Origin of the sequence: Pseudomonas sp. BN607 (assembly GCF_029871175.1) — a bacterium.
GTDB lineage: Bacteria > Pseudomonadota > Gammaproteobacteria > Pseudomonadales > Pseudomonadaceae > Aquipseudomonas.
The window spans coordinates 67,712-94,590 of record NZ_SSOE01000025.1 but is presented as its reverse complement, the minus strand read 5'-3'; the positions used below and the strand labels follow the sequence as shown (position 1 = coordinate 94,590).

Genomic DNA, 26,879 nt, shown 5'->3' with positions numbered 1-26,879 from the left:
CGTCTTTATCCATGATTCACCTCAAGGAAAGCTTCATAATACTGGCAATGACGGCTGAGCGCCTCCGTCAAGCCCCACATGACGGGGGCTGCGGCCCAAGGACCAGGCTGTAGACGAATGTGTACACAGACTGAGACACGAGTGCAATGCATTCGACCACCGGGAGCGGAAAACAATTCAATTGCCTGGCGCGCACGGCTTCAGCACCTCAGCCCACCCCGGTCGGCCCATCCAGCACCTGTCTGACCCGGCGCGCGAGGTCGTGGGGTTGGCAGGGCTTGGAAATGACTTCGAACTCCGAGCCGCCAATGTCGGTACGTTCGATCGAGTTTTCGGCATAGCCAGTCGTCAGCAGAACCTTTATCTGCGGTTGCAGGCGGCGCACCTCACGGGCCAGCATCACACCATTCATCCCGCCGGGCATGATCAGGTCGGTAAACAACAGGTCGTAGCGTTCCCCGGCCTGCACCAGCTTTAACGCTTCACGCGCATTGAGCACCATATCGGCGGCGTAGCCGTAATCTTCAAGCACCATCTTTGCCAGCTCTGCCACATCTGGACGGTCTTCGACAATCAGGATGCGCTCGGTGCCCCCACTCCGTTCAACCACCTTTACCGGCTGCTGCTGAACAATATTGGCCTCGTCTACCGGAAAGTACAGGCGCAACGTCGTGCCCTCACCCTCTTCGGTGTAGATGCGGGCAGCCCCACCGGACTGCTTGGCAAAGCCGTACACCATCGACAGGCCCAACCCTGAGCCTTTGCCTTCTTCCTTGGTAGTGAAGAATGGGTCCATCACCCGATCACGGATGCTGGCCGGCATGCCGATGCCATTGTCGGTGACCGACAGGCTCACATAGCTGCCCGGCAACAGGCCATCAAAGGAAAGGTTGATGTCGGTGACCATCACGTTGCGGGTTTCAATGAACACGTGCGGGCGCTTGCGCCCTATGAGTGCATCCCGCGCATTCATGAAGATGTTGAGCAGCGCCACCTCCGCCTGCGTCGCGTCGATCCGGCAATTGCGCAGGTTGGCTTCGAAGTCGAATTCCACCCACACATCGCTGCCGAAGGTACGCTCCATCATGGGTCGCATATCCTCGACCAGATGATTCAGGTTGAGCACGCGCCCATGCAATTTTTGCTTGCGGGCAAACGCCAGCAGCTGCTTGGTCAAGGTGCTGGCGCGTTCCACTGCCGACTGGGCATGGCCGACGCTGCGCCGGATCCGGTTGAGATCCACCTGGGTCTTGTCTGCCTCGCTGGCAATCAACCCCAGGTACCCACCCATTACCTGCAGCAGGTTGTTGAAATCGTGGGCTATGCCACCTGTCAGTTGCCCCAACGCTTCCATTTTCTGCGCCTGGCGCAAGGCGTCTTCGGCGTCCCGGCGGCGGCTGACGTCCAACTGCGAGGCAAAGTAGTAGATCAGTTCGCCGCGCTCGTTGAAGATCGGGGAAATGAACAGTGCATTCCAGAAACTCGAGCCATCCTTGCGGTAGTTGAGGATTTCAGTGGCGATGTCCACGCGCTCGTTGATGGAATCGCGCAGGGCGTCGATGACCGAACGGTCGGTCTCGGGGCCTTGCAGGAACCGACAATTACGCCCGATGATTTCCGCCAAGGCATAACCGGTCATTTCCAGAAAAGCCCGATTGGCGAAAATGATGGGGTTGTCGTCACGATTCGGGTCGGTGACGATCATTGGCATCCGCGTGGTTTCGACAGCTGCGAAGAACATGTCGTGCGGCAGCTGTGAGATGTCCCCTGATGCCTGGTTGCTGACGCGCGCCTTCGTGCTGCTCACGGGGAACTCCTTGGTCATGGTTGATATCCGTCCCATCTGAACCGCCACCACGGGCAAGTTGCTCACCCATGTCAGCAGCGGTTGAAACCCAGACGGTTGCAGGCATATCGACTCATTTTCGTTTCGCTTAGTTTCCCTCCCGCTAACCTGCAACGTGCAGGAGCAGCCTTGCCCGCGCTGATCAACCGCATTGAACCTTGCCAGTTCCAGCCAGCTCAACTGTTCGCAACCGTGACTTTTCCCAGCCCACTGAGAGGTGTCGCATGAACGCAATCGAACTGCTGATCCAGGATCACCAACTGGTGAAAAAATTGCTCGAGGAACTGTCCTCAACCACCGAGCGCGCAGTCAAGAAGCGCGCCGAACTGCTTGCGCGTATCAAGCAGGAAGTGAGCATTCACACGGCTCTGGAAGAAGAAATCCTGTACCCGGCGATCAAGCAGGCCGGCGGTAAGGAAGAAGCAAAGATGTACTACGAAGCCAAGGAAGAACACCGTACCGTCGACTCGCTGGTCATTCCCGACTTGCTGCATACCGAAACCGGGACCGTGGAATTCGCCGGTCGGGTCAAGGTAATGAAGGAACTGCTGGAGCATCATATCGAGGAGGAAGAAAACGAGCTGTTCCCGACGGCCCGCAAGTTGCTGGGCAAGCAGGCACTTGAAGAGATGGGGCATGCCATGGAAGCGCAGAAGAAACTACTCAAGGGTGAGCAGCGGGCGGCATGAGCGTCACCTGCGCGCCCAGGGGCGCGCAGGCCCTGATCTATTCGGTAGGTGCTTCAGTGTTGATCATCGGAGGTACCTCGGCCAGCGCGAACGCACGGCGCTGCTCGCGCCGTCGGGCAAACGGCCGCGCCGCCAGCGGGTCCAGGCGCTGGGGGTGGCCGGTTTCCAAGGCTCGCTGAATCGCCGCTATCACCCGCACGTCGCGCCAGCCTTCGTCGCCGTCAGGTTCCGGCGCCTCGTTGCGTAGAATGCAGTCGGAAAAATAAGCAGTTTCTCCAGCAAACTGATCGACTACCGGGTTCACATGAATTCGGGTTTCGCCATCGATCGTGGCCCTGTAGCTGATGGCGACCCCCTCCCCGTAACCGAAGCATGGCGACGCTTCGATTTCCCCTTGGGTGCCCAGCAGTTGGAACCGCTCGGTGTCCGGCAAGGTATAACTCACGGTGAACTGCGCCAGGCGCTCGTCAGCAAACCGTAGGCTGACGGTGACCGTGTCCCAGGTGTCGAGGGTGCTACCTGGCGAATGTACGCCGACGGCAGTGACCTCGATAGGCTCGGCATTGAAAAGCTGGCGGACCATATTCAGCGGGTACGGGCCCATGTCCGCAACCGGGCCGGCCGCAAAACCGCTTTGCGCGCGGTGATTGCTGGTCTTCACCCGTTGGGTGAACGTCGAGGTGAACAACCGCGGCTCACCAAAGTTGCCGGCATGCACCCGCTCGATCATGTCCAGCGTGCCTGGTTCGCAGTGCAACCGGTAGGCGATCATCAGCTTGGCCCCGGAACGTTGCGCAGCCTCGATCATCGCTTGGCAGTCGGCCTCGCTGGTGCCCATTGGCTTCTCCAGCAGCACATGGATCCCAGCCTCCAGCGCCGGTATTACAAACTCACGGTGGCGGAAATTAGGCGTGGCGACATACACCGCATCGACCTCACCTGAGCTGAGCAGTGTCGGATAGTCCGCGTAGTCATAGGCTTTGAGCCCGTATTGAGCGGCCAGGCGGGTGGCCTTCTGCGCATCGCCGGTCACCAGTGCGGTGATCACCGAATTATCGGTCTGACCGATGCCGGGCATGAAGGCGCCTTGGGAGATCGAACCTCCGGCCACTACGCCATAACGAATCTTGCCTGCTGCGGTGGGCATGCAAATGCTCCTTTTCATCAGGATGATTGATCCCTTGAGTCATGGGAATGGGCAAGCCGAGCGTGCGAGAGGTTCCATAAATCTGCCCGGGCATCGCGTAGTACGCCAGGCACGCAGGCGATATAACAAGGGGCCGCGGCTACCGGCCCTCGAAAATGAGGGGCGTGCAATGTTCGCTCCACCCGTCGGTGCCAGCGCACGGATGGCGAGTTGCGCCGGCCCAAGAAGAGGAGATCAACCGGAAAGGAGATTCACCATGAAAAGCATCAAGCCCCATTCCCTCATGTTGGTGCTGTGCCTGGGTGCGACCGCGCCGCTGGTGCTGGCCGCCACCGACATGAACGACCAGCGCGCCCCCACTATGCAGCCGCACGACAGCGGGCAGATGAATGGCAACGGCGGCGCCACCGGTTCCGGTACCCCAGGGGATGGCATGGGTACTGGATCTGGCGGTACGAACAGCAATGGCACTGACAACACAGGTGGTGATGGCACCACCAATGGCTCGGGTAGCGGAGGCACGGGAGCGGAGACTGGCACGGGTAATGGCCAGGGTACCGGTTCAGGCTCGGGCACGGGTGGCTCAGGCGGTAGCGCAGGGGGCGGCAGCGGCGCTGGCAGCTGATGAGCGTATCGCTGTCCAGGGCGTGGGGGGGCTGACGAGCCTCGCCCCGCCGCCTCAGCGCCAAGACTTCATCAAGGCCCCATGACTGCCGCAGACCGGGTCCTGTTCTGGGCCTGGCACCCTGGCGATTCGGGCTAATGCCTGCTGATGCTGTGCAGCATCGGGCCGTTGAGTGTCGTAATTTTCCTGGCCCTGTGGATAGGCACCCACCACTAGAAAATCATCACTGCTCTCAATACATCGATGGCCTGTGCCGGCCGGCAGCACCAGCACATCGCCCGGGCTCACGTCCAGGGTCTGCCCAGCTTCCCCACCAAGCATCACCTGGGCCCACCCACAGACGACACCCAATGCTTCGTGGGCATTGGGGTGAAAGTGATGGAAATCGTAGATGCCGGCGCGCCAGACCGGCGTCCAGCGGTGCGCCGCGAACAGCGCTTCGAACCCGCTGGCAACATCCTGCGTCGGTTCGATATGCACGTGGTACAGCAGAACCGGAAAACGGTTGTTCGGTGTAGCGCCGTCATCCTCGAAGTGCAAGGTCCGCACGGTGGCAGGGGCAGTGTCGATGGCCTTCATGGTCCGCTTCCTCGGCAAGTGGTCGGTTCTGTTGCGAACCCACTCCCGATTGAATGGTTCCACTCGGAAAACCTGCGCGAACATGCTTGAAACTTTCCTGGCGCCTACCCAGTCCAGACCCCTATCGATACGGCACGGGAGAGCATGATGAGCAGCACGGTAGGTGACTTTCTGATCGAGCGCTTGTACCAATGGGGTGTCCGGCGAATATTCGGCTACCCTGGCGATGGTATCAACGGGGTGTTTGGCGCGCTGAGCCGGGCCAAGGGCAAGATCCAGTTCGTGCAGGCACGCCATGAGGAAATGGCTGCATTCATGGCCAGTGCGCATGCCAAGTTCACAGGCGAACTGGGGGTCTGCATCGCCACCTCTGGCCCGGGTGCCTCGCACCTGTTGACGGGCCTGTACGACGCACGCATGGACCACCAACCGGTGCTGGCCATCGTCGGCCAGCAGGCGCGGGCTGCGCTGGGGGGGCACTATCAGCAGGAGCTGGACCTGCTGTCGATGTTCAAGGACGTTGCCGGGGCTTTCGTGCAGCAAGCGTCCGCTCCGGAACAGGTGCGCCATCTGCTCGACCGAGCAGTGCGTACTGCCGTCGGCGAACGGCGGGTCACCGCCATTATCCTGCCCAACGACCTGCAGGACCTGCCCTACCACGAGCCCGCGAGGGCCCACGGCACCGTGCATTCTGGCGTAGGTTACAGCAAGCCCAAGGTGGTGCCCTTCGAAGCGGACCTGCAGCGTGCCGCCGAGGTGCTGAACGCTGGGCGCAAGGTTGCAATCCTGGTGGGAGCCGGCGCCCTGCAAGCCTCCGAGCAGGTGATGGCGGTGGCCGAGATGCTTGGTGCAGGCGTTGCCAAGGCGCTGCTGGGCAAAGCAGTCTTGCCCGATGACCTGCCCTGGGTCACTGGCGCCATAGGGCTACTCGGTACCGAGCCAAGTGCGCAGCTGATGAACGAGTGCGACACCTTGTTGATGATCGGCTCCGGCTTCCCCTATGCCGAGTTCATGCCCAAGGAGGGCCAGGCCCGCGGGGTGCAGATAGACCTGCAGCCGGACATGCTCAGCCTGCGCTATCCGATGGAGGTGAACCTGGTGGGCGATGCCAGCGAGACGCTGCAGGCCTTGCTGCCGTTACTCGAACACAAGCGCGAACGGCGCTGGCGGGACAAGATCGAACGCTGGCGCGCGAGCTGGGACAAGACGCTGGGGAAGCGAGCATTGGCAAAGGCCGATCCGATCAACCCGCAGCGCGTGGTCTACGAGCTTTCCGCTCGCCTGCCCGACCATGCGATCATCACCAGCGACTCGGGCTCCTGCGCCAACTGGTTTGCCCGTGATCTGCAGGTTCGCCAGGGCATGCAATGTTCGCTTTCCGGCGGGCTGGCCAGCATGGGCGCGGCGGTGCCCTATGCGATCTCCGCCAAGTTTGCCCACCCCCAACGCAGCGTGGTGGCGTTGGTGGGGGACGGCGCAATGCAAATGAGCAACCTGGCCGAGCTGATCACCGTGGCCAAGTACTGGCATCAATGGGACAACCCGCAGTGGATCTGCGCCGTCTTCAACAATGAAGACCTCAACCAGGTAACCTGGGAACAGCGGGTCATGGAAGGCGACCCTAAGTTCGAGGCCTCGCAGTCGATCCCCGATGTGCCCTACCACCTCTTCGCCATCTCCATTGGCCTGGAGGGCATCTACGTGGAACGGGAAGAAGAAATCGCCGGCGCTTGGGAGCGGGCGTTGGCGGCTGACCGGCCGGTGTTGATCGAATTCAAGACTGACCCGAACGTGGCGCCCCTGCCCCCACACATCAAGCTGGAACAGGCGAAAAAGTTCGCCAGCAGCTTGCTCAAGGGCGATCCGGACCAGGCAGGGGTCATCGTGCAAACGGCCAAACAAGTCCTGAGCTCGGTGCTGCCCGGCAAAAAATGACAAGATTGAGGCCGCCGGGGCAGGCGTACCCTGCCCGGCGGTATCTATCCGCGTTGGCAGTACGACACGCGCTAACTGCGGTGCCGCCGCCCGCCCAGCTCAACCCACACCGGAGCATGATCACTGGCCTTGGCCTCATTGCGCACCCAGGCATCCACGCCAGCACGTTTCAGGTAGGGGGCCAGTTCGCGGTTGAGCAGCAGGTGATCGATGCGCAAACCGGCGTTGCGTGCCCAGTGATTGCGGAAATAATCCCAGAAGGTGTAGATGCGCTCTTCCGGGTACAGGTCCCGAATGGCATCGGTCCAGCCTTGGGCCAACAACTGCTCGAAACACGCACGCGACTGCGGCTGCAGCAGCGCATCCTTAAGCCAGGAACGCGGGTCATAGATGTCCAGGTCCGTGGGTACGACATTGAAGTCACCCGCCAGCACCGTAGGGTGGCCGCTGTCATAGAGTGCTTGGGCATGTTTTATCAGGCACTCGAACCAGCGCAGCTTGTAGTCGAATTTCGGACCAGGCTGCGGATTACCGTTGGGCAGATACAGGCACCCCACCAGGACCCCGTGCGCTGCGGCCTCGAGGTACCGGCTGTGGGTATCGTCCTGCATACCCGGCAGACCACGCCGGACCTCCAGCGGCTCGCTGCCCCGCGCCAGAATGGCCACGCCGTTCCACGCTGGCTGCCCCATGTAGATGCAGCCATACCCTGCCGCCTCGATGTCCTGACGCGGAAACTGCTGGTCAGCCGCCTTCAACTCTTGCAGGCAGGCGACATCGGGCTGCTCCCGCTGCAGCCAGGCCAGCAACGCCGGCAAACGACTGCGGATCCCGTTGATGTTGAAGGTGGCGATCTTCAACGTTTTCATGCGTCAGGGTCGTTCACGTGAGCCTGCACAGCGTCCTCCAGTGCCCGCACATGGGCCTGATCGGCCAGTTGCTTGAGCGCTAGCCAGTCGTCCCAATCGATGGCGCCATCGTCGCGCAGGGCTTCGGCGGTGCGCACCAGCGCATGATGGTAGGCATCCGGCGACTCGCGCCGGTAACTGATGTCGTCGTACTGCGCGTACCAGGCTTCCAGTTCAGGAATGCTGCGTTCGATACTCATCGGGCCACCCTCGCTAAACCATTATGGGTGAGAGCACGGTGGGCGCGCAGTGTTCAACCGGGCTGCATTGGCGGTAGCGAGTCGCAAGGCGCTGCGCTGCCTTCATACGCCCGCACCGCTATCGGGTGTGTATCAGGTGCCACAACGTACCGACCGCTGATGCAGCGCGTTGGAACTTCACGTTGGGTCAAGAGCCTTCCTTCTCAGGCCTATCGAAAACGGAGACTCAACGATGAATGCGAAACTGGATGGCAAGCGCGTGGCATTTCTGGTCACCGATGGTTTTGAACAGGTCGAGTTGACCGGCCCGCGTGAAGCCCTGGAAAAGCACGGCGCAGTGGTCGACATACTGGGTGACAAGGAAGGTAAGGTTCGCGGCTGGAATCACGACAAGCCTGCTGATGAGTTTGCAGTGGACGCCACCTTCGACAACGCCCAACTGGATCTCTACGACGCCATCGTACTCCCTGGCGGGGTACAGAATTCCGACACCATTCGCCTGATACCGGGCGCGCAGAAACTGGTGAAGAGCCACGACGCAGCCGGCAAGCCCCTGGCGGTGATCTGCCACGGCGCCTGGCTGCTGGTGTCGGCAGGCCTGGCCCAAGGCAAGCGGATGACCAGTTATCAGACCCTGCAGGACGATATTCGCAACGCTGGCGGCACCTGGGTGGATGAACAAGTGGTGGTAGACGGTAACCTGATCACCAGCCGCAAGCCGGACGATATCCCGGCCTTCAATGAACAGTTGATTAACGCGCTGGCCCGCTGAGTACGCCCCCGGTGCGCACTGCCCAGACCATCGTTCCGGGCAGGCGCACCCGCGCATCGCGGAGGCTATCGACCAGGATTGACGCGGTGCGCTGCGGGGACGGCTGTCAGCCGAGAAACAACTTGTACGCCGGGTTGTCGGTTTCATCCCAGTAGCGATAGCCCATCTCGTCCAGTGCCAATGGCATGCGTTGCAACTCATCTTCCGGCACCTCCAATGCCGCGAATACCCGCGCCTCCGCCGCGCCATGATTGCGGTAATGGAACAGGCTGATGTTCCAGCGCTTGCCCAGCCGTTCGAGGAAGCCCAGCAACGCACCCGGTCGTTCCGGGAACTCGAAGCGCAGTACCCGTTCATTGGCCCCCGGCGCGGCATGGCCGCCCACGGTATGGCGCACGTGCAGCTTGGCCAGCTCGTTGTCGGTCAGGTCCAGTACGCTGTACCCCTGCTCGCGCAAACTGGCCAGCAACCGCTCACGCGGGTCGTGCACCGGGTGGGTCTGCACGCCTACGAACAGGCGCGCCTCCTTGCCAGGGTAATAGCGGTAATTGAACTCGGTGATCTGCCGCTTGCCCAGTGCCTGGCAGAACGCGCGGAAGCTACCCGGCTGTTCCGGGATGGTCACGGCGATGATCGCCTCGCGCTGCTCGCCCAGTTCGGCACGCTCGGCGACATGGCGCAAACGGTCGAAGTTGACGTTGGCCCCGGAATCGATGGCCACCAGTGTTCGCCCCTGCAACCCGTCGCGTGCCACGTACTTCTTGATGCCGGCCACGGCAAGGGCCCCGGACGGCTCGGTGATCGAGCGGGTGTCATCGTAGATGTCCTTGATTGCCGCACACAGCTCGTCACTGCTCACCGTCACCACTTCGTCGACGAAGTGCCGGCACAGCTCAAAACAATGGGCACCAATCTGCGCCACTGCCACGCCATCGGCAAACGTGCCGACCTGCGGCAGGATCACCCGTTCGCCAGCGGCCATGGCCGCCTGCAGGCAGTTGGAGTCCTCCGGCTCGACGCCGATCACCTTCACCTCCGGGCGCAGGTACTTCACATAAGCGGCGATGCCGGCGATCAAGCCGCCACCACCCACCGGCACGAAGATGGCATCGAGCGCACCGGGGTGCTGACGAAGGATTTCCATCGCCACGGTACCCTGCCCGGCGATCACGTCCGGGTCATCGAAGGGGGGCACGAAGGTGGCACCCTCGCTGTCGGCCAGCTTCAGTGCATGGGCCAAGGCATGGGGGAAGCTTTCACCGTGCAGCACCACATGCCCACCGCGCGATCGCACCCCTTCCACCTTCAATGAAGGTGTGGTGGTCGGCATGACGATGGTGGCCTTCAGGCCCAGGTGCGATGCGGCCAGGGCCACACCCTGGGCATGGTTGCCTGCCGATGCAGTGATTACCCCGCGCTCACGCTGCGCGCTGGTCAGGCGCGACAACCGGGTGTAGGCACCGCGAATCTTGAACGAGAAAGTAGGCTGCAGGTCTTCGCGCTTTAGCAACACCTGGTTGCCCAGGCTGGCCGACAAGGCGGGCGCGGCTTGCAGTGGGGTTTCGATGGCCAGGTCGTATACCGGGGCGGCAAGAATGCGCCGCACATGCTCCGACAGCAGTTGCTGGGGGGTGACGGCAGGGCGTGGGACGCTGAAGCTGGTCATCTCTGACTCCTTGGCTATTTTCACGTTGCCCAGGAGTCAGAGAGAAAAAACCCGCCTCCAGGGCGGGTTCGGTGCACGTACGCGCTAGCCCGCCAAGCTGATAATGGCGGTAATAATAATGGCGTTCACGTGCTGGAAAGTGTTCATGGGTAGGAACTTAGCCTGCCGCGGAGTCACAAGTCAACACTTGGCTTGCTGCGCCGAGAGCGGCACATCGAACACCTTGTCGAAAGCCCACTGGAACACAAAGGCGTACACGAAGAAGAACACGAACAGCGCCAGGTTGGTCAGCAGCGCCGCCCACAGGCTCACGCCCAGCCAGTAGGCCACCAGTGGCAGCAGGATCAACACCAACCCGCCCTCAAAGCCCAAGGCGTGCAGCAGGCGCCGCAGGAAGGTGCGCTCACGCTGTTGCTGGCGTGCTTCCCAGCGTTCGAAGGCCCAGTTGAAGCCCATGTTCCAGCTCATGGCGATACCCGACATCAGCACCGACAGCACGGCCGACTGCGCCATGCCTGCACCGAACGCCAGCTCCAGCGCAGGTGCCACGCAGGCCACGGCGATGGCTTCGTAAAGAATGGCCTGGACGATCTTGCGTGCCTTGCCTTGCATGTTCAGCTCCCGGGTAAACGACCTGTAAAACTACAAGAACTGGCCCAGAAGAAAAAGCCTGGCATTTGGACAAGCCAGCATTCGGCTGATCAGCTACGCGGTGTTTCTCTTCAGGTGCCTGCCCGCTGCCACAGGGACCCCACCGATGTCAGCCCCTGTCGAGGCATGCCTGCGAACAGGCGGGCACAGGCACTGCATCAACCCGCAGGCAGGCGAATCCTGAACTGTGCTCCACCGAGTGCCGACTGCGCCACGGTCAAGGTACCGCCCTGCCCCTCGATCGCTCGCCGGCTGATCGCCAGCCCCAGGCCAAACCCACCGGTATTGCGATCCCGGCTGCGGTCCAGGCGATAGAAAGGCTGGAAGATCCGCTCGCGCTCCTGCGCCGGAATGCCGATCCCGTCATCCTCGACCGTCAACAGGCAGGCGCCATCCGCTTCCAGGCGCAAGCGCAGCAGCAGGCTTTCATCGCAATAGCGCATGGCGTTGCGCACCAGGTTCTGCACGGCCCGCGCCGTCAGCCGTGGGTCCAGCACAAAGCGCGGTAACTCGCTTTCGGCCTGCACTTCCCACTGGATACCCCGGCCATCGAGCTCCTCGGCAAACCCGCCCAGCACACTGTCAACCAACTCCAGCAACGACACCTCGACCCGCTCGCGGGCCTGGTCAGCGTTGTACAGGCGGCTGTAGGACAGCAACTCCAGCACCAGTTCATCCAGCTCACGCACATGCCCGACCAGCTCCAGCAGGCGCTTGCGGCTGGCCGGCGGCACTTCGTCGAACAACAGCACCAGGCCGAAGTCCAGCCGGGTCAGTGGCGTACGCAGTTCGTGCGATACCGCATTGAGCAGCTCGCGCTGTTGGTTGACATGGCGCTCCAGGTCACTGGCCATGGTGTCGAATACCCCAGCCAGCTCCCCGATGTTGGAGTGTGGCGAAATGTGCGTACGCTCGGCCATCTGCCCCTGGCCCAGGCGCCGGGCAGTTTCCTTCAGGCGCTCAAGGTCACGCCAGTGCGGCCATACCCACAGCAGCAGGCAACCAAGCATGGCCGCACCAATCAGCACGGTCACGCCCCAGGACAGCACATTGATGTCCAGCGGGTCGGGGGGTGAATGCAGGCGCACCAGCCATTGCTTGTCCAGCGGCGCCAGGATCGTCTCGTAGTAGCCCCATTCGGCGATCCGCACCGCGTACAGGCCGTGCTCCAGGCGCGCCTGTTCTTCATCGCTCAAGTCGGCCTGGTCCATGCGCAGCAGCTGCAATTGCAGCGGCGCGAAATCATCCGCCAGCTCCTGCTCTACTGCCGGCCACTGCTCACGTGGCGCCTGGCGGAACTGGCGCACGATCAACGACTGCACACCCTTGGCCTGGTCCAGGTTGTAGGCCATGAAGCGGTCATGGAACATCCCGACAATGGTGTCGGGGATGAACAGCAACGCACCGGCGTAGGCGACGATGATCACCAGGTACAGCCGCACCAGGATCTTGAGCATTGCAGGTCAGCACTCCCACTCGACGCGGCTGAACAGGTAGCCCTTGCCCCACACGGTCTTGATCTTGCGCGCTTCCCCGGCGTTATCGTCGAACTTGCGCCGCAGCTTGGAGATGGCTACGTCCACCGAGCGGTCGGTGCCGTTGAACTCGATGCCGCGCAGCTGCTGCAGGATGCGGTCGCGGTTCATCACCTCACCGGCATTGCGCGCCAGCACCACCAGGAGGTTGTACTCGCCACTGGACAGTTCCACTTCTTCGCCGCGCCAGCTGACCGTGCGCTCGGCCAGGTCGATCCGCAGGCCACCGATAAGGATCAGCTCGTTGTCCAGCCGTGGCTCGTTGACACTGCTGCGGCGCAGCAGGGTACGCACCCGGGCCAGCAATACCCGAGGCTCGCAGGGTTTGGTCACATAGTCATCAGCGCCCATTTCCAGGCCCAGCACCTGGTCATGGCTGTCATCGCGGGCAGTCAGCATCAGGATCGGCAAGCCCTGGGACTCCTGGCGCAGCAGACGGCACAGTTGCAACCCGTCGATGCCCGGCAGCATCAGGTCGAGGATGACCAGGTCGGGCTTTTGCCGGCGGTACTCGTCCAGCACGTGATCGCCCCGAGCGATCACCTGGACATGGAAGTCGTTGCGTTGCAGGTAGCTGGCGATCAGCTCGGACAGGGCGCTGTCGTCTTCGACCAGGAAAATATTCGGCATAGGCGCTTGGGGATCTAGGTTGTGGTAGACCTGACAGAGCTGTTCGGGGCTTGCCCGCGAACAGTTCAGCACAGGAATACTCAGGATATAGAACACCACGACAAGACAGGATTGTTCTTCACACTTTTTCACACTCGCCCTACAGGTATTAACAGCCGCTTGGGCAGCACCTGCCTTAGCATAGGCACGGTCATCATCGGAAGATCCGCATGCCTACTATCCCCTCCCCGCGCCTGCGCCATCTGGCGCTGTTGGCGTTGCTGAGCCTGGCCCTTGCCGGCTGCAACGACAGTGCCGAGCAAGACCAACAGCCCCCCACCCCGCAAGTTCGGGTTGAAACCCTGCAACTCCAGCCGCTGGCCATCAGCAGTGAACTCAGCGGCCGCATCCTGGCACCGCGCACCGCCGAAGTGCGTGCGCGGGTCGCCGGTGTGGTGCTCAAGCGGGTGTACCGCGAAGGCAGTGACGTCAAGCAGGGCGACGTGCTGTTTTTGATCGACCCGGCACCGTTCAAGGCCGACCACGACAGCGCCCGCGCCACCTTGGCCAAGGCCGAAGCCACCCGTTACCAGGCACGTCTGCAGGAGCAGCGCTACCGCCAGCTGGTCGACGACAAGGCCGTCAGCCGCCAGGAATACGACAACGCCAAGGCCAGCTTCATGCAGGCCGATGCCGCAGTGGCCGAAGCCAGGGCGGCACTGGAGCGCGCCCGGCTGAACCTCGGCTACGCCACCGTCACCGCGCCGATCTCCGGCCGTATCGGCCGGGCCCAGGTTACCGAAGGCGCACTGGTCGGGCAAAACGAGACCACGCCGCTGGCGACCATTCAGCAGCTGGACCCGATCCATGCCGATGTTACCCAGTCGACCCGCGAGCTCAACGCCCTGCGCCGTGCCTTGCGTGCCGGCGAGCTGCAGCAGGTGGGCGATGGCCAGGCCCGCGCCACGCTGATCCAGGACGACGGCAGTGCCTACCCACTACCCGGCACGCTGCTGTTCTCCGACATCAGTGTCGACCCCAGCACCAACCAGATCACCCTGCGCAGCGAGTTCCCCAACCCGGACCTCGATCTGTTGCCCGGCAGCTACGTGCGCGTCCGCCTGGAGCAGGCCGTGCAACCCAGCGGCCTGAGCGTGCCGCAGCGCGCCGTGCTGCGTGACAGCGCCGGCGTACCCAAGGTGCTGGTGGTCGACCAGCAGGCGCGGGTCAGCGAGCGCCAAGTGGTACTGGGCAGTGCCCAGGGCGATCGCTGGATTGTCAGCGAGGGCCTGGCCCCCGGCGAGCGCGTGGTGGTCGAGGGGCTGCAACACGTCAAGGCCGGTGACCAGGTGCAGGTCGACAACGCATCCGGGGCACCGCCCATCGCACAGCACACCGGCCAGTGAGGGCCTGATTCATGCCGCAATTCTTCATCGACCGCCCGGTATTCGCCTGGGTCGTCGCCCTGTTCATCCTGCTGGCCGGTGCGCTGGCCATCCCCCAGCTGCCGGTGGCCCAGTACCCCAACGTGGCACCGCCGCAGGTGGAGATCTACGCGGTGTACCCAGGCGCCTCGGCGGCGACCATGGACGAGAGCGTGGTCAGCCTGATCGAGCAGGAGCTAAACGGCGCCGACAACCTGCTGTATTTCGAATCGCAGAGCAGCCTGGGCAGCGCCACCATCACCGCCACCTTTGCCCCGGGCACCCACCCGGACCTGGCCCAGGTCGATGTGCAGAACCGCCTGAAGGTGGTCGAGTCGCGGCTGCCGCGCCCGGTCACCCAGCAGGGCCTGCAAGTGGAAAAGGTGTCCACCGGCTTCCTGCTGCTGGGCACCCTCACCTCTGAAGACGGCAAGCTCGACGAAACCGCACTGTCGGACATTCTCGCGCGCAACGTGATGAACGAGATCCGCCGCCTCAAGGGCGTCGGCAAGGCCCAGCTGTACGGCTCGGAGCGCGCCATGCGCATCTGGATCGACCCGGGCAAGCTGATCGGCTTCAACCTCACGCCCAACGACGTCGCCGAGGCCATTGCGGCGCAGAATGCCCAGGTCGCGCCTGGCAGCATCGGCGACCTGCCCAGCCGCGACACCCAGGAAATCACCGCCAACGTGGTGGTCAAGGGCCAACTGAGCACCCCCGAGGAATTCGCCGCCATTGTCCTGCGCGCCAACCTGGATGGCTCCACGGTCACCGTCGGTGATGTCGCCCGGGTCGAGATCGGCGCCCAGGAATACCAGTACGGCACGCGCCTGAACGGCAAGCCGGCCACCGCGTTCAGCGTGCAGCTGTCGCCGGGTGCCAATGCCATGGAAACCGCCACCCTGGTGCGGGCGAAAATGCAGGAACTGGCGCGTTACTTCCCGGAAGGCGTCAAGTACGACATCCCCTATGACACCTCGCCGTTCGTCAAGGTGTCCATCGAGCAGGTCATTACCACCCTGTTCGAAGCCATGTTGCTGGTGTTCGCGGTGATGTTCCTGTTCCTGCAGAACCTGCGCTACACCCTGATCCCCACCCTGGTGGTGCCGGTGGCGCTGATGGGTACCTTCGCGGTCATGCTGGCCATGGGCTTCTCGGTCAACGTGCTGACCCTGTTCGGCATGGTGCTGGCCATCGGCATTCTGGTCGACGATGCCATCGTGGTGGTGGAGAACGTCGAGCGCATCATGACCGAGGAAGGCCTGCCGCCCAAGGAAGCGACGCGCAAGGCCATGGGCCAGATCAGCGGTGCAATCGTCGGCATCACCCTGGTGCTGGTGGCGGTGTTCCTGCCCATGGCCTTCATGCAGGGCTCGGTGGGGGTGATCTACCAGCAGTTCTCGCTGTCGATGGCCGTGTCGATCCTGTTCTCGGCATTCCTGGCCCTCAGCCTCACCCCGGCGCTGTGCGCCACCTTGCTCAAGCCGGTGGCCAAGGGCGAGCACCATGAACGCAAAGGCTTCTTCGGCTGGTTCAACCGGCGCTTTGAAAGCATGAGCAACGGCTATGAGCGCTGGGTGGTGCAGGCGCTCAAGCGCAGCGGCCGCTATCTGCTGGTGTACGCGGTGCTGCTGGCGGTCCTGGGCTATGGCTTCAGCCAGTTGCCCACGGCGTTCCTGCCCACCGAAGACCAGGGCTACACCATCACCGACACCCAGCTGCCACCAGGGGCCAGCCGCATGCGCACCGAGCAGGTGGCCGCGCAAATCGAGGCACACAACGCCGAAGAACCCGGCGTGGGCAACACCACCGTGATCCTCGGCTTCAGCTTCTCTGGTAGCGGGCAAAACGCGGCGCTGACCTTCACCACCCTCAAGGACTGGTCCGAGCGTGGTGCCGACGACAGCGCCCAATCGATTGCCGACCGCGCCAGCGCGGCCTTCTCTCAGCTGAAGGACGCCGTGGCGTTTTCGGTGCTGCCGCCGCCTATCGACGGCCTGGGCGAGTCCACCGGCTTCGAATTCCGCCTGCAGGACCGCGGTGGTATGGGCCACGCCGAGCTGATGGCCGCCCGCGATACGCTGCTGGCCACTGCCGGCAAAAGCAAGGTGCTGACCAACGTGCGCGAAGCCTCGCTGGCCGAAAGCCCGCAGGTGCAACTGGAGATCGACCGCCGCCAGGCCAATGCCCTGGGCGTGTCGTTTGCCGACATCGGCTCGGTACTGGATGTGGCGGTGGGCTCCAGCTACGTCAACGACTTCCCCAACCAGGGCCGCATGCAGCGGGTGGTGGTGCAGGCCGAAGGCGACCAGCGCAGCCAGGTCGAAGACCTGCTGAAAATCCACGTACGCAACAAAAGCGGCAAGATGGTGCCACTGGGCGCATTCGTCCAGGCCAAGTGGGTCAGCGGCCCAGTGCAGTTGACCCGCTACAACGGCTACCCGGCGGTGTCGATTTCCGGTGAGCCGGCAGCCGGCCACAGTTCGGGCGAAGCCATGGCCGAAATCGAACGCCTGGTGGCGCAGCTGCCACCCGGCGCTGGCCTGGAGTGGACCGGCCTGTCGCTGCAGGAGCGCTTGTCCGGCAGCCAGGCGCCGATGCTGATGACATTGTCGTTGCTGATCGTGTTCCTGTGCCTGGCAGCGCTGTACGAAAGCTGGTCGATCCCGACCGCCGTGCTGCTGGTGGTACCGCTCGGTATCCTGGGTGCGGTGCTGGCCGTGACCCTGCGCGGCATGCCCAACGACGTGTTCTTCAAGGTTGGCCTGATTACCCTGATCGGCCTGTCGGCGAAGAACGCCATCCTGATCATCGAGTTTGCCAAGCACCTGGTCGACCAGGGTATGGACGCCGTTGACGCCGCCGTGCAGGCTGCTCGCCTGCGCCTGCGGCCGATCGTGATGACCTCGCTGGCGTTCATCCTCGGGGTGGTACCGCTGGCCATCGCCACCGGCGCGAGCTCGGCCAGCCAGCAGGCCATTGGAACCGGGGTGATCGGCGGCATGCTCAGCGCCACCCTGGGGGTGGTGTTCGTGCCGGTGTTCTTCGTGGTGGTGATGCGCCTTGCGGGACGGCGTCAGGCGCGTGACGCCAACGCACAAGCCGGGATCAGCGAAAGCTGACTGGACAAGCCCCGTGTGAAATGGGAGGGTTCCCGGCAATGACTGCCCGGAGCCCTTTTTCATGCCTGATGCACTGCCCCCCTGCTCCATCCTCATTCTCGCCGGCGGCCGTGGCCAACGCATGGGCGGCCGTGACAAAGGCCTGGTCGCGTGGCAGGGCGAACCGCTGGTTGCGCATGTACAGCGGGTGGTGCGGCCGCTAAGCGATGACCTGGTGATTTCCTGCAACCGTAACCAGGAGGCTTACCGTACGTACGCTGACCAGTTGGTGGGCGATACCGAAGCGGACTTCCCCGGCCCGTTGGCGGGGGTGATTGCCGGGCTCAAGGTGGCACGGCATGAGTGGATGGTGGTACTGGCCTGCGATGCACCACTGGTTGACCGCGATTTGATCGAGGAGCTGCTAAGGCTGGCGGTGGCCAGTGACAGTGCGGCAATGGTACGTCAGGGTGGGTTTTGGCAGCCGATGTTCAGCGTGCTGCCACGCCGGATACTGCCAATGCTGGAGCAGGTCTGGGCGACGGGAGAGCGGAGTTTGCAGAAGGCCTTGCTGCGCGAGGCGGTGCAGGGGTTGGAGTGTGCCGATGATGATCGCCGGTTGAGCAACTTCAACAGCCCGGAACTGCTGCAAGGCTGAGATTCTCTGCTGCCTGTACCGGCCTCTTCGCGGGTAAACCCGCTCCCACAGGGACCGCGGGGAATTCGAACACGGTGATGAACCTGTGGGAGCGGGTTTACCCGCGAAGAGGCCGGTACAGGTAATGCATCATCCAGCAGACAACTCCGCGACACTGATCTCGCGCATCCTGAACTTCTGCACCTTCCCGGTCACCGTCATCGGGAACTCGTCGACAAAGCGGAAGTACCGGGGCACCTTGAAGTGCGCGATCCGCGCCTTGGCCCACGCGCGCAGGTCCTCCTCGCTGGCCATTTGCCCCGGGTGCAAGCGCACCCAGGCCACGATCTCTTCACCGTACTTGCTGCACGGCACGCCAATCACTTGCACATCCGCCACCGCCGGGTGGGTGAAGAAGAACTCTTCCAGCTCGCGCGGGTAGATGTTCTCGCCGCCGCGAATGATCATGTCCTTGCTGCGCCCGACGATGCGCACGTAGCCCTGCTCGTCCATCACCGCCAGGTCACCGGTATGCATCCAGCCCTCTTCATCGATACTTTCAGCCGTGGCCTTGGGGTTGTTCCAGTAGCCCAGCATCACGCTGTAGCCACGGGTGCAGAGCTCGCCGATCTCGCCGCGCGGCAGGGTGTTGCCGTCGGCATCCATCACCTTGCTCTCCAGCCATGGCTGGGTGCGGCCGACGCTGGTCACGCGGCGTTCCAGGTCGTCTGTAGCGCCGGTCTGCAGCGACACCGGGCTGGTCTCGGTCATGCCGTAGGCAATCTGCACCTCCGCCATGTGCATCTCGCCAATCACCCGGCGCATGACCTCGATCGGGCAGGTGGCGCCGGCCATGATGCCGGTACGCAGGCTCGACAGGTCGAATTCGCCCCGCTGTGGGTGGTCCAGCTCGGCGATGAACATGGTTGGCACGCCGTACAGCGCGGTGGCCTTTTCTTCGGCCACCGCACTTAACGTGGCCAGTGGGTCGAAGGCGTCATTGGGGTAGATCAGCGTGCTGCCGTGAGTCATGCAGCCCAGGTTGGCCATGACCATGCCGAAGCAGTGGTAAAGCGGTACCGGCACTACCAACCGGTCGTGCTCGGTCAGGCCCAGGCTTTCGCCGACCATGTAGCCGTTGTTGAGGATGTTACTGTGGCTAAGCGTGGCGCCTTTGGGGAAACCCGTAGTGCCAGAGGTGTACTGGATGTTGATCGGGTCGTCGCAGCGCAGTTGGGCCTGGCGCTCGGCCAGGGCCTCGCGGCTGACGGACTCAGCGCGAGCTTGCAGATCGGGCCAGGCGAGAAAGCCCACCGGCGGCGTGGCAGCCAGGCTGACCACGCCGCGCAGCTCAGGGAAGCGTTCGCTTGTCAGCACGCCCGGCTGGCCGTTCCCCAGGCCCGGAATGAGACCGAGCAGCATGGCGTGGTAATCGGAAGTCTTGAACGCGTCGGCACAGATGATCCAGCGACAGCCGGACTGGCCAAGCGCGTAGTCCAGCTCGCTGGAGCGATAGGCCGGGTTGATGTTGACCAGGATCGCGCCAACCTTGGCGCTGGCGAACTGGGTAATGCACCATTCGGCGCAGTTGGGTGCCCAGATGCCCAGGCGGTCACCCGGTTGCACGCCCAGGGCCATCAGCGCACGAGCGTGCTGATCGACGGCATCGGCCAGTTGCTGCCAGGTAAAGCGCAGGGCCTGGTGGCGGACCACCAAGGCTTCGCGCTCGGGGAAGCGGGCGACGGTGGTGTCGAAGGCGTCGCCGATGCATTGGGTTAGCAGGGGCTTGTCCTGGTTGCCCTGGGAGTAGCTTGGCTGGGGCATGGGCGTTCTCTTGTTGTTCTTGTGCTTTCTGTGCCGGCTGCTTCGCGGCTAACCCCGCGAAGCAGCGCACATCGGTTTAGCGGACGAACACCTGCGGCGTGGTGGTGGACATGTCACCACCCGGCAACTTGATGTTCTTCACCTTTTCCAGGGTATCGGGGTTGAACACCGCAAGGTCATTGAAAGTGCCGCCCAAGTACAGCTTGTCGCCCTTTTTGTCGAAGGTGACGCAGTAGTAGGTGTGCTCCAGATTAGCCGCCTTGATCAGCTTGCGCTGCTTGATGTCGTATTTGGCCAGGCGGTTGAGTACGCCGTAGATCTGGTTAGGGTCCTTGGGCGAGCGCAGGCCGGTGAAGTAAAGCTCGGTCAGGTCGGCGAATTCCTGGGTGTGGGTCTTGCCTGTCTTCAAGTCGACACTGAGGTAGCCGTACAGCAGCTCGGCGTCGTTCGGGTCCTGCTTCTCATCCTTGAACTTGGCAATGGTGTACAACATCGAGAACTCGTGGCGCGGGTTCTGGTGCGGCCAGAAATACAGCACGTCCGGGGCGCTGTAGCCCTTGCGGTTCCAATTGCGAAGCGGCAAGGCCACGGTGTACTTGCCGGTCTTCACGTCCATCTTGTAGATATCCGGCCCGGCGAAATACAGCGTGCCATCGTCGGCGGTGCGCATCAGGTACACCTGGCGCGGCATGGGGTAGGTACGCACCGGCTTGGCCGCAAGGCCATCGGCGCTGTTGAACACTTCCAGCCGTGGCGGCTTTACCACATAGTGGTCGTTCAGGCGCTGGGTCGGGTTGACCGTGGCGTACACCTCCTTGCCGTCCGGGCTGACGGCGAACGAGTACATCGACCGGCCCACCTCGCCTGGCACGCTCGACAGGTTGGCGTGGAAGGTGTTCTTGCAGGTGTCCAGGTCGATGCCGTAGATGTCGCCGTAGTGGTTGTTGAGCACGTAGGCGGTGCGGTTGTCAGGCGCCATCATTGCGGTGCCAGGGCCGAACTTGTCGGGCATGACGCAGCTCTTGTACACCGTGTCGCTGGCGACATCGACCACATGCAGGTTGTTCGGGTAATTGGTCACGATCATGTATTCGTGGCCAGCCTTCAGTGCCGGCCCGGTGTCGTCGGCCTGTACCAGACCGGCAAAGGCCGTGGCGGCGATGGTGAGCGCGAGTGGCGCGCAGCGTCCAGCTTTCATGCGGTTTCCCCTTGTCATTCTTGTTGGGCCGTCACTTGTCTTTCGGGAACACGGTGCCGAGGTTGCGCCAGTCCTCTGCCGAGTTGGTCGCCTGGGCGTTCCAGTCCTGGTAGGTGCTCATCATGTCCGGCACCTGGGCCGGCCACCAGCAAGGGTCGGAGCAGCCATACAGGTCGGCCTCCATCGGCTGGCACAGCGAACTCACGCCACCAAAGGCGTCCACCTCCCAGCCCGGGTCGGTAGTGGCCGTGCAGCCTGCCACCGCACTCATTGCCATCACTTCTTCGACACGGTCTTCGGCGGCAGCCTGCTCGAGGATGCGCGCCTTGTTGTTCAGGGGCTTCAAGTGCTTCATGTCAGTGCGCCTTCCGCGGGGTGATGTAGCGATCGATGAAGGCCGGGTTGGCGGCCATGATGCGGCTGTAGACTTCGATGCCGAAGTCCACCCAGTCGCGCATCAGTTCGCAGTAGTGGTAGGTCGGGTGCTGCGGATCGCCATAGCGCGCATAGCTTTCGTGGTAGCAGCCGCCCGAGCAGAGGTTGCGGATGCGGCAGCTTTCGCACCCTGTGTTGCTGCGGTCCAGGCGCTGCGACAGGAAGTCGTTGAGCTGAGCTTGCTTGACACCTTGGTGCACGTTGCCGAAGGTCGGCAGGTTGGAGCCGGTAAAGCGGTGGCACAGGTTCAATTCGCCCTTGTGGTCCACCGCCAGCATTTTCAGCCCGGCACCGCACGGCAGGGCCTTCTTGTGGCCCTCGTGGATATCGGTAATCAGCTGGTGCAGATTGGAGAACCCGATATTGCGGTGTTCCAGCGCCGCCTCCAGGTACTTGCGGCCCAGCGCCTTCATGTTGGCAAACACCTGCACCAGCTCTTCGCCAGTCAGGTTGAAGTCGGCCATGTCGCCTGAGGTGACCGGGGCAAAGCCGACCTCGGCGAAGCCCATTTCGTTGAACAGGTGGTTCCAGATGGTTTCGACATCGGTAATGCCACGCGTCAGCGTGACCCGCGCGCCTACCGGGCGGCTGGTATAGCGCGACAGCAACAGGTCGGCCTTGCGCCGCACCACGTCATAGGTGCCCTGCCCGCCCACGGTGATGCGGTTGCGGTCGTGCACGGTCTTGGGGCCGTCGATACTGATCGACAGGCCGAAGCGGTGGGCGTTGAGCCAATCGATGATTTCTTCGGTGAGCAAGGTGGCATTGGTGGTCATGATGAACTCCACCTGCTTGCCCGCCTCGGCAAAACGCCGCTCGCAGTAGGCCACCATGTGCTCGATCAACGGCCGGTTTGACAGCGGTTCGCCACCGAAGAACACCACGCTGTAGCGCGTCTCGTCGGGCGACTCCTTGAGCAGCATCTCTACCGAGGCTTCGGCGGTGTCAGTGCTCATCTTCTTGCCGGCCGAAGGCTTGTCCAGGTCTTCCTTGTAGCAGTAGGTACAGCTGAGGTTGCAACCGGTGTTGACGTTGAGTACCACGGTATTCAGCGCGGTGCGCTCGACCTGCTTGAGGGCGATTTCCGGGGTCAGCGGCGAGCCGTCGCTGACCAGCTCCAGCGCGATCAGCTCGCGCAAGGTGTCCTGAATATCGTCGCCGGCAAACTGCTGGCCAAGGCGCTGCATCAGCTCCTCGGCCGAGCAGCCGTGCTGGCGCAAGGCGTCGATGATGCTGCCGGTCACCGCATCGGTGGCAAACAGCGAACTGCTGGGGATATGGAACAGCATGCGGTCGGCATCGACCTGCACTTCATGCAGGTTGCGTTCGACCAGGTTCAGTTGTGCGCCCATGGCGACCTCCCGATAATCGATCCGTTGGAAAACCGTTGCGCCTTGCCGTTACGGCAGCGGCGGGTTGTTCCAGCGCTGAACGGTGACGATCAGGTGCCCTTCGCCGGTCTGGCCGCCGTCGGCCAGGGTGGCGATGACCTTCAGGTTACCGGCGTTGTTGGTCATCATCTTGCGCTCGGGGTTGGGGCCCGCACCGCCTGGCACGAACACCCCGTCGGCCTGCATCTTGCCGGCGAACTTGAGGTCTTCGTCCTCTACCGCACGCTCGTTGAAGGGCTCGACCTTCCAGCTGGCCGGCAGGTAGCCGATGCGCAGCGGCTGGCCGTTGGCATCCTTACCCCAGGCTTCGGCCTCGAAACGGCCCTGCACTTTTGGCACCGAGGCGCCGTTCTCGCCAATGCGGGCAATGGAGAAGGCCGGCACCACTTTCACTTCGTCGACCTTGTCGTAGACCGCCAGGTTGCCACCTTTGAGCGCCCCTACCGCGACCTCGCGCTGGCCAGGCTTGGCATCGGCCGCAGCGCGGGCCTTGACCCGTACCAGGGTCGGGGTCTGCTCCAGCACTTCGCTCACTTCCACCCCGGCGCCCAGGTCCGGCTTGCCGCTCAGGCCGCTGCCGACCAGGGTAATTTCGCTTTCAGCGCCAGCCTTGATGAACGCCGGCTGTACCGCCAGCAACCGCGCCTTGCCCTCTTTCACGGCGCTGAAGTCCAGGCCACGCTCATCGTGCTCGGCTTCGAACATACGGCCTTTCATCTCGCCGTCCAGCGCGGCGAACACCTGGCGCAGGCTGGCGTCGCCGACCTTGATGTTGCCCCGCCACTCGTAGCCGTTGTAAAGGATCGCCGAACCGCTGCCGTTGAACGGCGTGCCGTCGGCGTAAGCGCCCTTGACCTCGACCTTGAAGGTGTCACCCTCGTCGGCGGTCACGCTCATCACCCCACGGACATCGCCCTTGGCCAGCATGTGGCCGCTGAACGCCCACTGCCCCGCCAGCACGTCGGCCTTCGGTTTTGCCTGCTGCCATTCAGCCCAGGCCGGGTTGTCCAGCGGATAGCGCTTGGCAAGTTCCGGCACCACCTGTTGCAGGGCAATTGGCAACCAGTCGCGGTCCCGCGCCTGGGCCTGGTATTCGAGGGACGGCCACTGGCCCAGGTGGAAGTTGACCAGGTGCTCCCACTCCTTGGCCGGGCGACGTTGCAAGGCGACGCGAGCACCGGAGTGGCAACGGCCACAGGTTTCGCTGAGCTGGGTATCGAAGTGCTCGACAGTGTTGAGCCTGCGCTCCATGGCGTAGCGCACGCCATCGGTCTCGCTGGGCGCCAGGCCCTGCTTGTCGGCCAGGTACTTGACCAAGGTGCGGCGGTCGTCGTCGCTGATCTGCAAGCCGTGCATCACCTGCATGCGGGCGATGCTCATCAACCAGCCCTCCGGCGTTTTACGCTGGTGGCTGATACGGCTGTAGGTATCGTTGCCTTCAGGGATATGGCACCCCATGCATTTGTTCTGCAACAAGCTCGGGCCCTGCTCGGCCGCCATGGCCTGGGTGCTCAGCAGCGCGGCGGCGACCAGCGCCAGTTTGCCCGCATGCCGCCGGAGTCGAGTCATCTTCAAGGTCAGACCTCCACGGTTGTTGTTCTTATCGTTTTTCGCACGCTTTGGTACAGCAGGTGTGCATGTGAAGGTTGCGATACAGGAACTGTGCCAGTTGCGGTAAAAGCGTTTCCTTTCAACCTTTTAAGCGGTTTTCCGTGTTTGGTCAGCAGCAAAGATGGCCACTTGTAGCGTGCCATTTCGCGACAGGGTGTTTCATCCTGAGACAGTGGCCTGCGATGCAGGCCTTGGCGGGCATGCCCGCTCCCAAAGAAATCACACCGGCCTCAATTCTGTGCCCTACCGGTGGGAGCGGGCTTGTCCCGCGAAGAGGGCCGTACAAAGCAGTGTTTCACCAACGTCTCACACCGTCTCAATGTGCAACAGCGCACCCTTGCAATCGGAACCTTGCATCCCGGCAAAACCCAATCAGCTCAATGCCTTGCTGCCAACTGCCCACCTTGGCACGGCCATTGCGCCAGTGCCTGTCACATCCAATGACAAGAGGCACAGCCCCATGCTTTCCGACCTGCCCATCCTGCCCGCCACCCGCGCCTTTCTCGAACGCAAGCTGCAGATGCGCATCGGCGCCGACTGGCAGGACGCTGCCAGCGGTCGCACCCTGCAGTTCCGCAACCCGGCCACTGGCGAAGTGCTGGGTGAAGTGCCTGCCGCCGAGGCCGAAGATGTCGACCGCGCCGTGCGCGCCGCACGCCAGGCCTTCGACGACTCGCCCTGGAGCCGTCTGCGCCCGCGTGAGCGGCAGAACCTGCTGTGGCGCCTGGCCGAGCTGATGGAGCGCGACGCCCGCCAGTTGGCCGAACTCGAGTGCCTGAACAACGGCAAGAGCGCCGTCGTGGCCCAGGTGATGGACGTACAGCTGGCCATCGACTTCCTGCGCTATATGGCGGGCTGGGCCACCAAGATCGAGGGTAGCACTGTCGAGGCTTCCATGCCGTTGATGCCCAATGACCAGTTCCACGGCTTCGTGCGCCGCGAGGCAGTTGGCGTGGTCGGCGCCATCGTCGCCTGGAACTTCCCCCTGTTGCTGGCCTGCTGGAAGCTCGGCCCGGCGCTGGCCACCGGCTGCACCGTGGTGCTGAAGCCTGCCGATGAAACCCCGCTAAGCGTGCTCAAGCTTGCCGAACTGGTCGACGAGGCTGGTTACCCGGCCGGCGTGTTCAATGTGGTTACAGGTACCGGCCTGAACGCCGGCGCTGCGCTAAGCCGTCACCCCGGCGTAGACAAGCTGACCTTCACCGGCTCAACCGAAGTCGGCAAGCTGATCGGCAAGGCGGCCATGGATAACATGACCCGCGTCACCCTGGAGCTGGGCGGCAAGTCGCCGACCATCGTCATGCCTGATGCCAACCTGCAGGAAGCCGCAGCCGGCGCGGCCACGGCGATCTTCTTCAACCAGGGCCAGGTGTGCTGCGCCGGCTCGCGGCTGTACGTGCACCGCAAGCACTTCGACAACGTGGTGGCAGACATTGCCAGCATCGCCAATGGCATGACGCTGGGCAGCGGGTTGGACCCTGCGGTGCAGATGGGCCCGCTGATCTCGGCCAAGCAGCAAGACCGTGTCACCGGCTACATCGAACTTGGCCGCGAACTGGGCGCCACCATCGCCTGCGGCGGTGAAAGTTTCGGGCCTGGCTACTTCGTCAAGCCGACCGTGATCGTGGATGTCGACCAGCGTCACCGGCTGGTACAGGAAGAAATCTTCGGGCCGGTGCTGGTGGCGATGCCATTCGATGACATCGACGAAGTGATCGGCATGGCCAACGACAACCCCTATGGCCTGGGTGCAAGCATCTGGTCCAACGACCTGGGGGCCGTGCACCGCATGATCCCGCGCATCAAGTCCGGCTCGGTGTGGGTCAACTGCCACAGCGCGCTGGACCCGGCACTGCCGTTTGGTGGCTACAAGATGTCTGGCGTCGGGCGTGAGATGGGGGCCGCGGCCATCGAGCATTACACCGAGCTCAAGTCGGTGTTAATCAAGCTCTGATCTTCTGCCTTTTCTGGCCCTTTCGCGGGTAAACCCGCTCCCACAGGATCACCACAAATCTGAACGCTGTGGTGTCCCTGTGGGAGCGGGTTCACCCGCGAAGAGGCCAGATCAGGCAATACAAAAACAACAATAAAAACCA

General features: G+C 63.1%; 22 protein-coding genes. 8 read left to right on the top strand and 14 right to left on the bottom strand.

Features of this window, described 5'->3' with window-relative positions:
- Positions 1–208 precede the first annotated feature (208 nt).
- Positions 209–1,825, bottom strand: a complete 1,617-nt coding sequence (locus E8E68_RS05200) for a histidine kinase famiy protein (RefSeq protein WP_266029940.1) — start codon at positions 1,823–1,825, stop codon at positions 209–211.
- A gap of 245 nt (positions 1,826–2,070) precedes the next feature.
- On the opposite strand from E8E68_RS05200, the gene E8E68_RS05195 reads away from it, so the two are divergent.
- A complete protein-coding gene (locus E8E68_RS05195; RefSeq protein ID WP_280340064.1) occupies positions 2,071–2,535 on the top strand; it encodes a hemerythrin domain-containing protein in 465 nt (154 codons plus the stop codon).
- Positions 2,536–2,572: 37 nt separating this feature from the next.
- Here the strand turns inward: E8E68_RS05195 and E8E68_RS05190 are convergent, their stop codons facing one another.
- On the bottom strand, positions 2,573–3,682 hold the full coding sequence (locus E8E68_RS05190) for a Gfo/Idh/MocA family oxidoreductase (protein WP_280340062.1): 1,110 nt from the start codon (positions 3,680–3,682) through the stop codon (positions 2,573–2,575).
- 256 nt (positions 3,683–3,938) lie between these two features.
- Between E8E68_RS05190 and E8E68_RS05185 the strand changes: the two genes are divergently transcribed.
- The gene (locus E8E68_RS05185; protein ID WP_280340060.1) at positions 3,939–4,307 is read left to right on the top strand and encodes a hypothetical protein; all 369 of its coding nucleotides are present in this window, start codon (positions 3,939–3,941) and stop codon (positions 4,305–4,307) included.
- A gap of 54 nt (positions 4,308–4,361) precedes the next feature.
- Here E8E68_RS05185 and E8E68_RS05180 read toward each other — a convergent pair whose 3' ends face one another.
- Positions 4,362–4,886, bottom strand: a complete 525-nt coding sequence (locus E8E68_RS05180) for a cupin domain-containing protein (RefSeq protein ID WP_266029932.1) — start codon at positions 4,884–4,886, stop codon at positions 4,362–4,364.
- A gap of 147 nt (positions 4,887–5,033) precedes the next feature.
- Between E8E68_RS05180 and E8E68_RS05175 the strand changes: the two genes are divergently transcribed.
- Complete coding sequence (locus E8E68_RS05175; protein WP_266029930.1) at positions 5,034–6,821, top strand: thiamine pyrophosphate-requiring protein; 1,788 nt, start codon at positions 5,034–5,036, stop codon at positions 6,819–6,821.
- 71 nt (positions 6,822–6,892) lie between these two features.
- On the opposite strand, the gene xth is transcribed toward E8E68_RS05175, so the two are convergent.
- Positions 6,893–7,690: an exodeoxyribonuclease III gene (gene xth, locus E8E68_RS05170; RefSeq protein WP_266029929.1), complete on the bottom strand. Its 798-nt coding sequence runs from the start codon at positions 7,688–7,690 to the stop codon at positions 6,893–6,895.
- The gene (locus tag E8E68_RS05165; RefSeq protein ID WP_110744391.1) at positions 7,687–7,929 is read right to left on the bottom strand and encodes a hypothetical protein; all 243 of its coding nucleotides are present in this window, start codon (positions 7,927–7,929) and stop codon (positions 7,687–7,689) included. Before E8E68_RS05165 ends, xth begins: the two co-directional genes overlap by 4 nt.
- Before the next feature lie 232 nt (positions 7,930–8,161).
- On the opposite strand from E8E68_RS05165, the gene E8E68_RS05160 reads away from it, so the two are divergent.
- Positions 8,162–8,701, top strand: coding sequence for a type 1 glutamine amidotransferase domain-containing protein (locus E8E68_RS05160; RefSeq protein WP_266029927.1), 540 nt, complete (start codon positions 8,162–8,164; stop codon positions 8,699–8,701).
- Between the two features lie 106 nt (positions 8,702–8,807).
- On the opposite strand, the gene ilvA is transcribed toward E8E68_RS05160, so the two are convergent.
- The 4 genes from ilvA to E8E68_RS05140 form a co-directional block, all read right to left on the bottom strand.
- The gene (ilvA, locus tag E8E68_RS05155; RefSeq protein ID WP_280340057.1) at positions 8,808–10,367 is read right to left on the bottom strand and encodes a threonine ammonia-lyase, biosynthetic; all 1,560 of its coding nucleotides are present in this window, start codon (positions 10,365–10,367) and stop codon (positions 8,808–8,810) included.
- Positions 10,368–10,547: 180 nt separating this feature from the next.
- Positions 10,548–10,979 carry a PACE efflux transporter gene (locus E8E68_RS05150; protein WP_110744394.1) on the bottom strand — a complete coding sequence of 144 codons (432 nt, stop codon included), beginning with the start codon at positions 10,977–10,979 and terminating at the stop codon, positions 10,548–10,550.
- Positions 10,980–11,176: 197 nt separating this feature from the next.
- The gene (locus E8E68_RS05145; RefSeq protein ID WP_280340055.1) at positions 11,177–12,475 is read right to left on the bottom strand and encodes an ATP-binding protein; all 1,299 of its coding nucleotides are present in this window, start codon (positions 12,473–12,475) and stop codon (positions 11,177–11,179) included.
- Positions 12,476–12,481: 6 nt separating this feature from the next.
- Positions 12,482–13,183 carry a response regulator transcription factor gene (locus tag E8E68_RS05140; protein WP_110744396.1) on the bottom strand — a complete coding sequence of 234 codons (702 nt, stop codon included), beginning with the start codon at positions 13,181–13,183 and terminating at the stop codon, positions 12,482–12,484.
- Positions 13,184–13,392: 209 nt separating this feature from the next.
- Here E8E68_RS05140 and E8E68_RS05135 point away from each other — a divergent pair, with 209 nt between their 5' ends.
- The 3 genes from E8E68_RS05135 to mobA all read left to right on the top strand — a co-directional run bounded on the left by E8E68_RS05135 (position 13,393) and on the right by mobA (position 18,345).
- Positions 13,393–14,568: an efflux RND transporter periplasmic adaptor subunit gene (locus E8E68_RS05135; protein WP_110744397.1), complete on the top strand. Its 1,176-nt coding sequence runs from the start codon at positions 13,393–13,395 to the stop codon at positions 14,566–14,568.
- Between the two features lie 11 nt (positions 14,569–14,579).
- The gene (locus E8E68_RS05130; RefSeq protein WP_280340052.1) at positions 14,580–17,708 is read left to right on the top strand and encodes an efflux RND transporter permease subunit; all 3,129 of its coding nucleotides are present in this window, start codon (positions 14,580–14,582) and stop codon (positions 17,706–17,708) included.
- Between the two features lie 61 nt (positions 17,709–17,769).
- On the top strand, positions 17,770–18,345 hold the full coding sequence (gene mobA / locus E8E68_RS05125) for a molybdenum cofactor guanylyltransferase MobA (protein WP_266029919.1): 576 nt from the start codon (positions 17,770–17,772) through the stop codon (positions 18,343–18,345).
- 129 nt (positions 18,346–18,474) lie between these two features.
- On the opposite strand, the gene E8E68_RS05120 is transcribed toward mobA, so the two are convergent.
- The 5 genes from E8E68_RS05120 to peaA all read right to left on the bottom strand — a co-directional run bounded on the left by E8E68_RS05120 (position 18,475) and on the right by peaA (position 24,741).
- Positions 18,475–20,148 carry a fatty acid CoA ligase family protein gene (locus E8E68_RS05120; RefSeq protein ID WP_280340048.1) on the bottom strand — a complete coding sequence of 558 codons (1,674 nt, stop codon included), beginning with the start codon at positions 20,146–20,148 and terminating at the stop codon, positions 18,475–18,477.
- A gap of 76 nt (positions 20,149–20,224) precedes the next feature.
- Complete coding sequence (peaD, locus tag E8E68_RS05115) at positions 20,225–21,346, bottom strand: quinohemoprotein amine dehydrogenase subunit beta (protein WP_266029915.1); 1,122 nt, start codon at positions 21,344–21,346, stop codon at positions 20,225–20,227.
- A 31-nt stretch (positions 21,347–21,377) separates the two neighbouring features.
- On the bottom strand, positions 21,378–21,701 hold the full coding sequence (gene qhpC / locus E8E68_RS05110; protein WP_014590799.1) for a quinohemoprotein amine dehydrogenase subunit gamma: 324 nt from the start codon (positions 21,699–21,701) through the stop codon (positions 21,378–21,380).
- A gap of 1 nt (position 21,702) precedes the next feature.
- Positions 21,703–23,133, bottom strand: coding sequence for a quinohemoprotein amine dehydrogenase maturation protein (gene peaB, locus E8E68_RS05105; RefSeq protein WP_266029912.1), 1,431 nt, complete (start codon positions 23,131–23,133; stop codon positions 21,703–21,705).
- A gap of 48 nt (positions 23,134–23,181) precedes the next feature.
- Complete coding sequence (peaA, locus tag E8E68_RS05100) at positions 23,182–24,741, bottom strand: quinohemoprotein amine dehydrogenase subunit alpha (protein ID WP_266029910.1); 1,560 nt, start codon at positions 24,739–24,741, stop codon at positions 23,182–23,184.
- 502 nt (positions 24,742–25,243) lie between these two features.
- On the opposite strand from peaA, the gene E8E68_RS05095 reads away from it, so the two are divergent.
- Positions 25,244–26,737: an aldehyde dehydrogenase family protein gene (locus E8E68_RS05095; RefSeq protein WP_266029908.1), complete on the top strand. Its 1,494-nt coding sequence runs from the start codon at positions 25,244–25,246 to the stop codon at positions 26,735–26,737.
- The last annotated feature ends 142 nt before the right edge of the window (positions 26,738–26,879 follow it).

What these genes read in the sequence shown, in the direction of transcription:
- E8E68_RS05200 (WP_266029940.1), bottom strand. Translation starts at nt 1,825, where the DNA reads ATGACCAAGGAGTTCCCCGTGAGCAGCACGAAGGCGCGCGTCAGCAAC.
- E8E68_RS05195 (WP_280340064.1), top strand. Translation starts at nt 2,071, where the DNA reads ATGAACGCAATCGAACTGCTGATCCAGGATCACCAACTGGTGAAAAAA.
- E8E68_RS05190 (WP_280340062.1), bottom strand. Translation starts at nt 3,682, where the DNA reads ATGCCCACCGCAGCAGGCAAGATTCGTTATGGCGTAGTGGCCGGAGGT.
- E8E68_RS05185 (WP_280340060.1), top strand. Translation starts at nt 3,939, where the DNA reads ATGAAAAGCATCAAGCCCCATTCCCTCATGTTGGTGCTGTGCCTGGGT.
- E8E68_RS05180 (WP_266029932.1), bottom strand. Translation starts at nt 4,886, where the DNA reads ATGAAGGCCATCGACACTGCCCCTGCCACCGTGCGGACCTTGCACTTC.
- E8E68_RS05175 (WP_266029930.1), top strand. Translation starts at nt 5,034, where the DNA reads ATGAGCAGCACGGTAGGTGACTTTCTGATCGAGCGCTTGTACCAATGG.
- xth (WP_266029929.1), bottom strand. Translation starts at nt 7,690, where the DNA reads ATGAAAACGTTGAAGATCGCCACCTTCAACATCAACGGGATCCGCAGT.
- E8E68_RS05165 (WP_110744391.1), bottom strand. Translation starts at nt 7,929, where the DNA reads ATGAGTATCGAACGCAGCATTCCTGAACTGGAAGCCTGGTACGCGCAG.
- E8E68_RS05160 (WP_266029927.1), top strand. Translation starts at nt 8,162, where the DNA reads ATGAATGCGAAACTGGATGGCAAGCGCGTGGCATTTCTGGTCACCGAT.
- ilvA (WP_280340057.1), bottom strand. Translation starts at nt 10,367, where the DNA reads ATGACCAGCTTCAGCGTCCCACGCCCTGCCGTCACCCCCCAGCAACTG.
- E8E68_RS05150 (WP_110744394.1), bottom strand. Translation starts at nt 10,979, where the DNA reads ATGCAAGGCAAGGCACGCAAGATCGTCCAGGCCATTCTTTACGAAGCC.
- E8E68_RS05145 (WP_280340055.1), bottom strand. Translation starts at nt 12,475, where the DNA reads ATGCTCAAGATCCTGGTGCGGCTGTACCTGGTGATCATCGTCGCCTAC.
- E8E68_RS05140 (WP_110744396.1), bottom strand. Translation starts at nt 13,183, where the DNA reads ATGCCGAATATTTTCCTGGTCGAAGACGACAGCGCCCTGTCCGAGCTG.
- E8E68_RS05135 (WP_110744397.1), top strand. Translation starts at nt 13,393, where the DNA reads ATGCCTACTATCCCCTCCCCGCGCCTGCGCCATCTGGCGCTGTTGGCG.
- E8E68_RS05130 (WP_280340052.1), top strand. Translation starts at nt 14,580, where the DNA reads ATGCCGCAATTCTTCATCGACCGCCCGGTATTCGCCTGGGTCGTCGCC.
- mobA (WP_266029919.1), top strand. Translation starts at nt 17,770, where the DNA reads ATGCCTGATGCACTGCCCCCCTGCTCCATCCTCATTCTCGCCGGCGGC.
- E8E68_RS05120 (WP_280340048.1), bottom strand. Translation starts at nt 20,148, where the DNA reads ATGCCCCAGCCAAGCTACTCCCAGGGCAACCAGGACAAGCCCCTGCTA.
- peaD (WP_266029915.1), bottom strand. Translation starts at nt 21,346, where the DNA reads ATGAAAGCTGGACGCTGCGCGCCACTCGCGCTCACCATCGCCGCCACG.
- qhpC (WP_014590799.1), bottom strand. Translation starts at nt 21,701, where the DNA reads ATGAAGCACTTGAAGCCCCTGAACAACAAGGCGCGCATCCTCGAGCAG.
- peaB (WP_266029912.1), bottom strand. Translation starts at nt 23,133, where the DNA reads ATGGGCGCACAACTGAACCTGGTCGAACGCAACCTGCATGAAGTGCAG.
- peaA (WP_266029910.1), bottom strand. Translation starts at nt 24,741, where the DNA reads ATGACTCGACTCCGGCGGCATGCGGGCAAACTGGCGCTGGTCGCCGCC.
- E8E68_RS05095 (WP_266029908.1), top strand. Translation starts at nt 25,244, where the DNA reads ATGCTTTCCGACCTGCCCATCCTGCCCGCCACCCGCGCCTTTCTCGAA.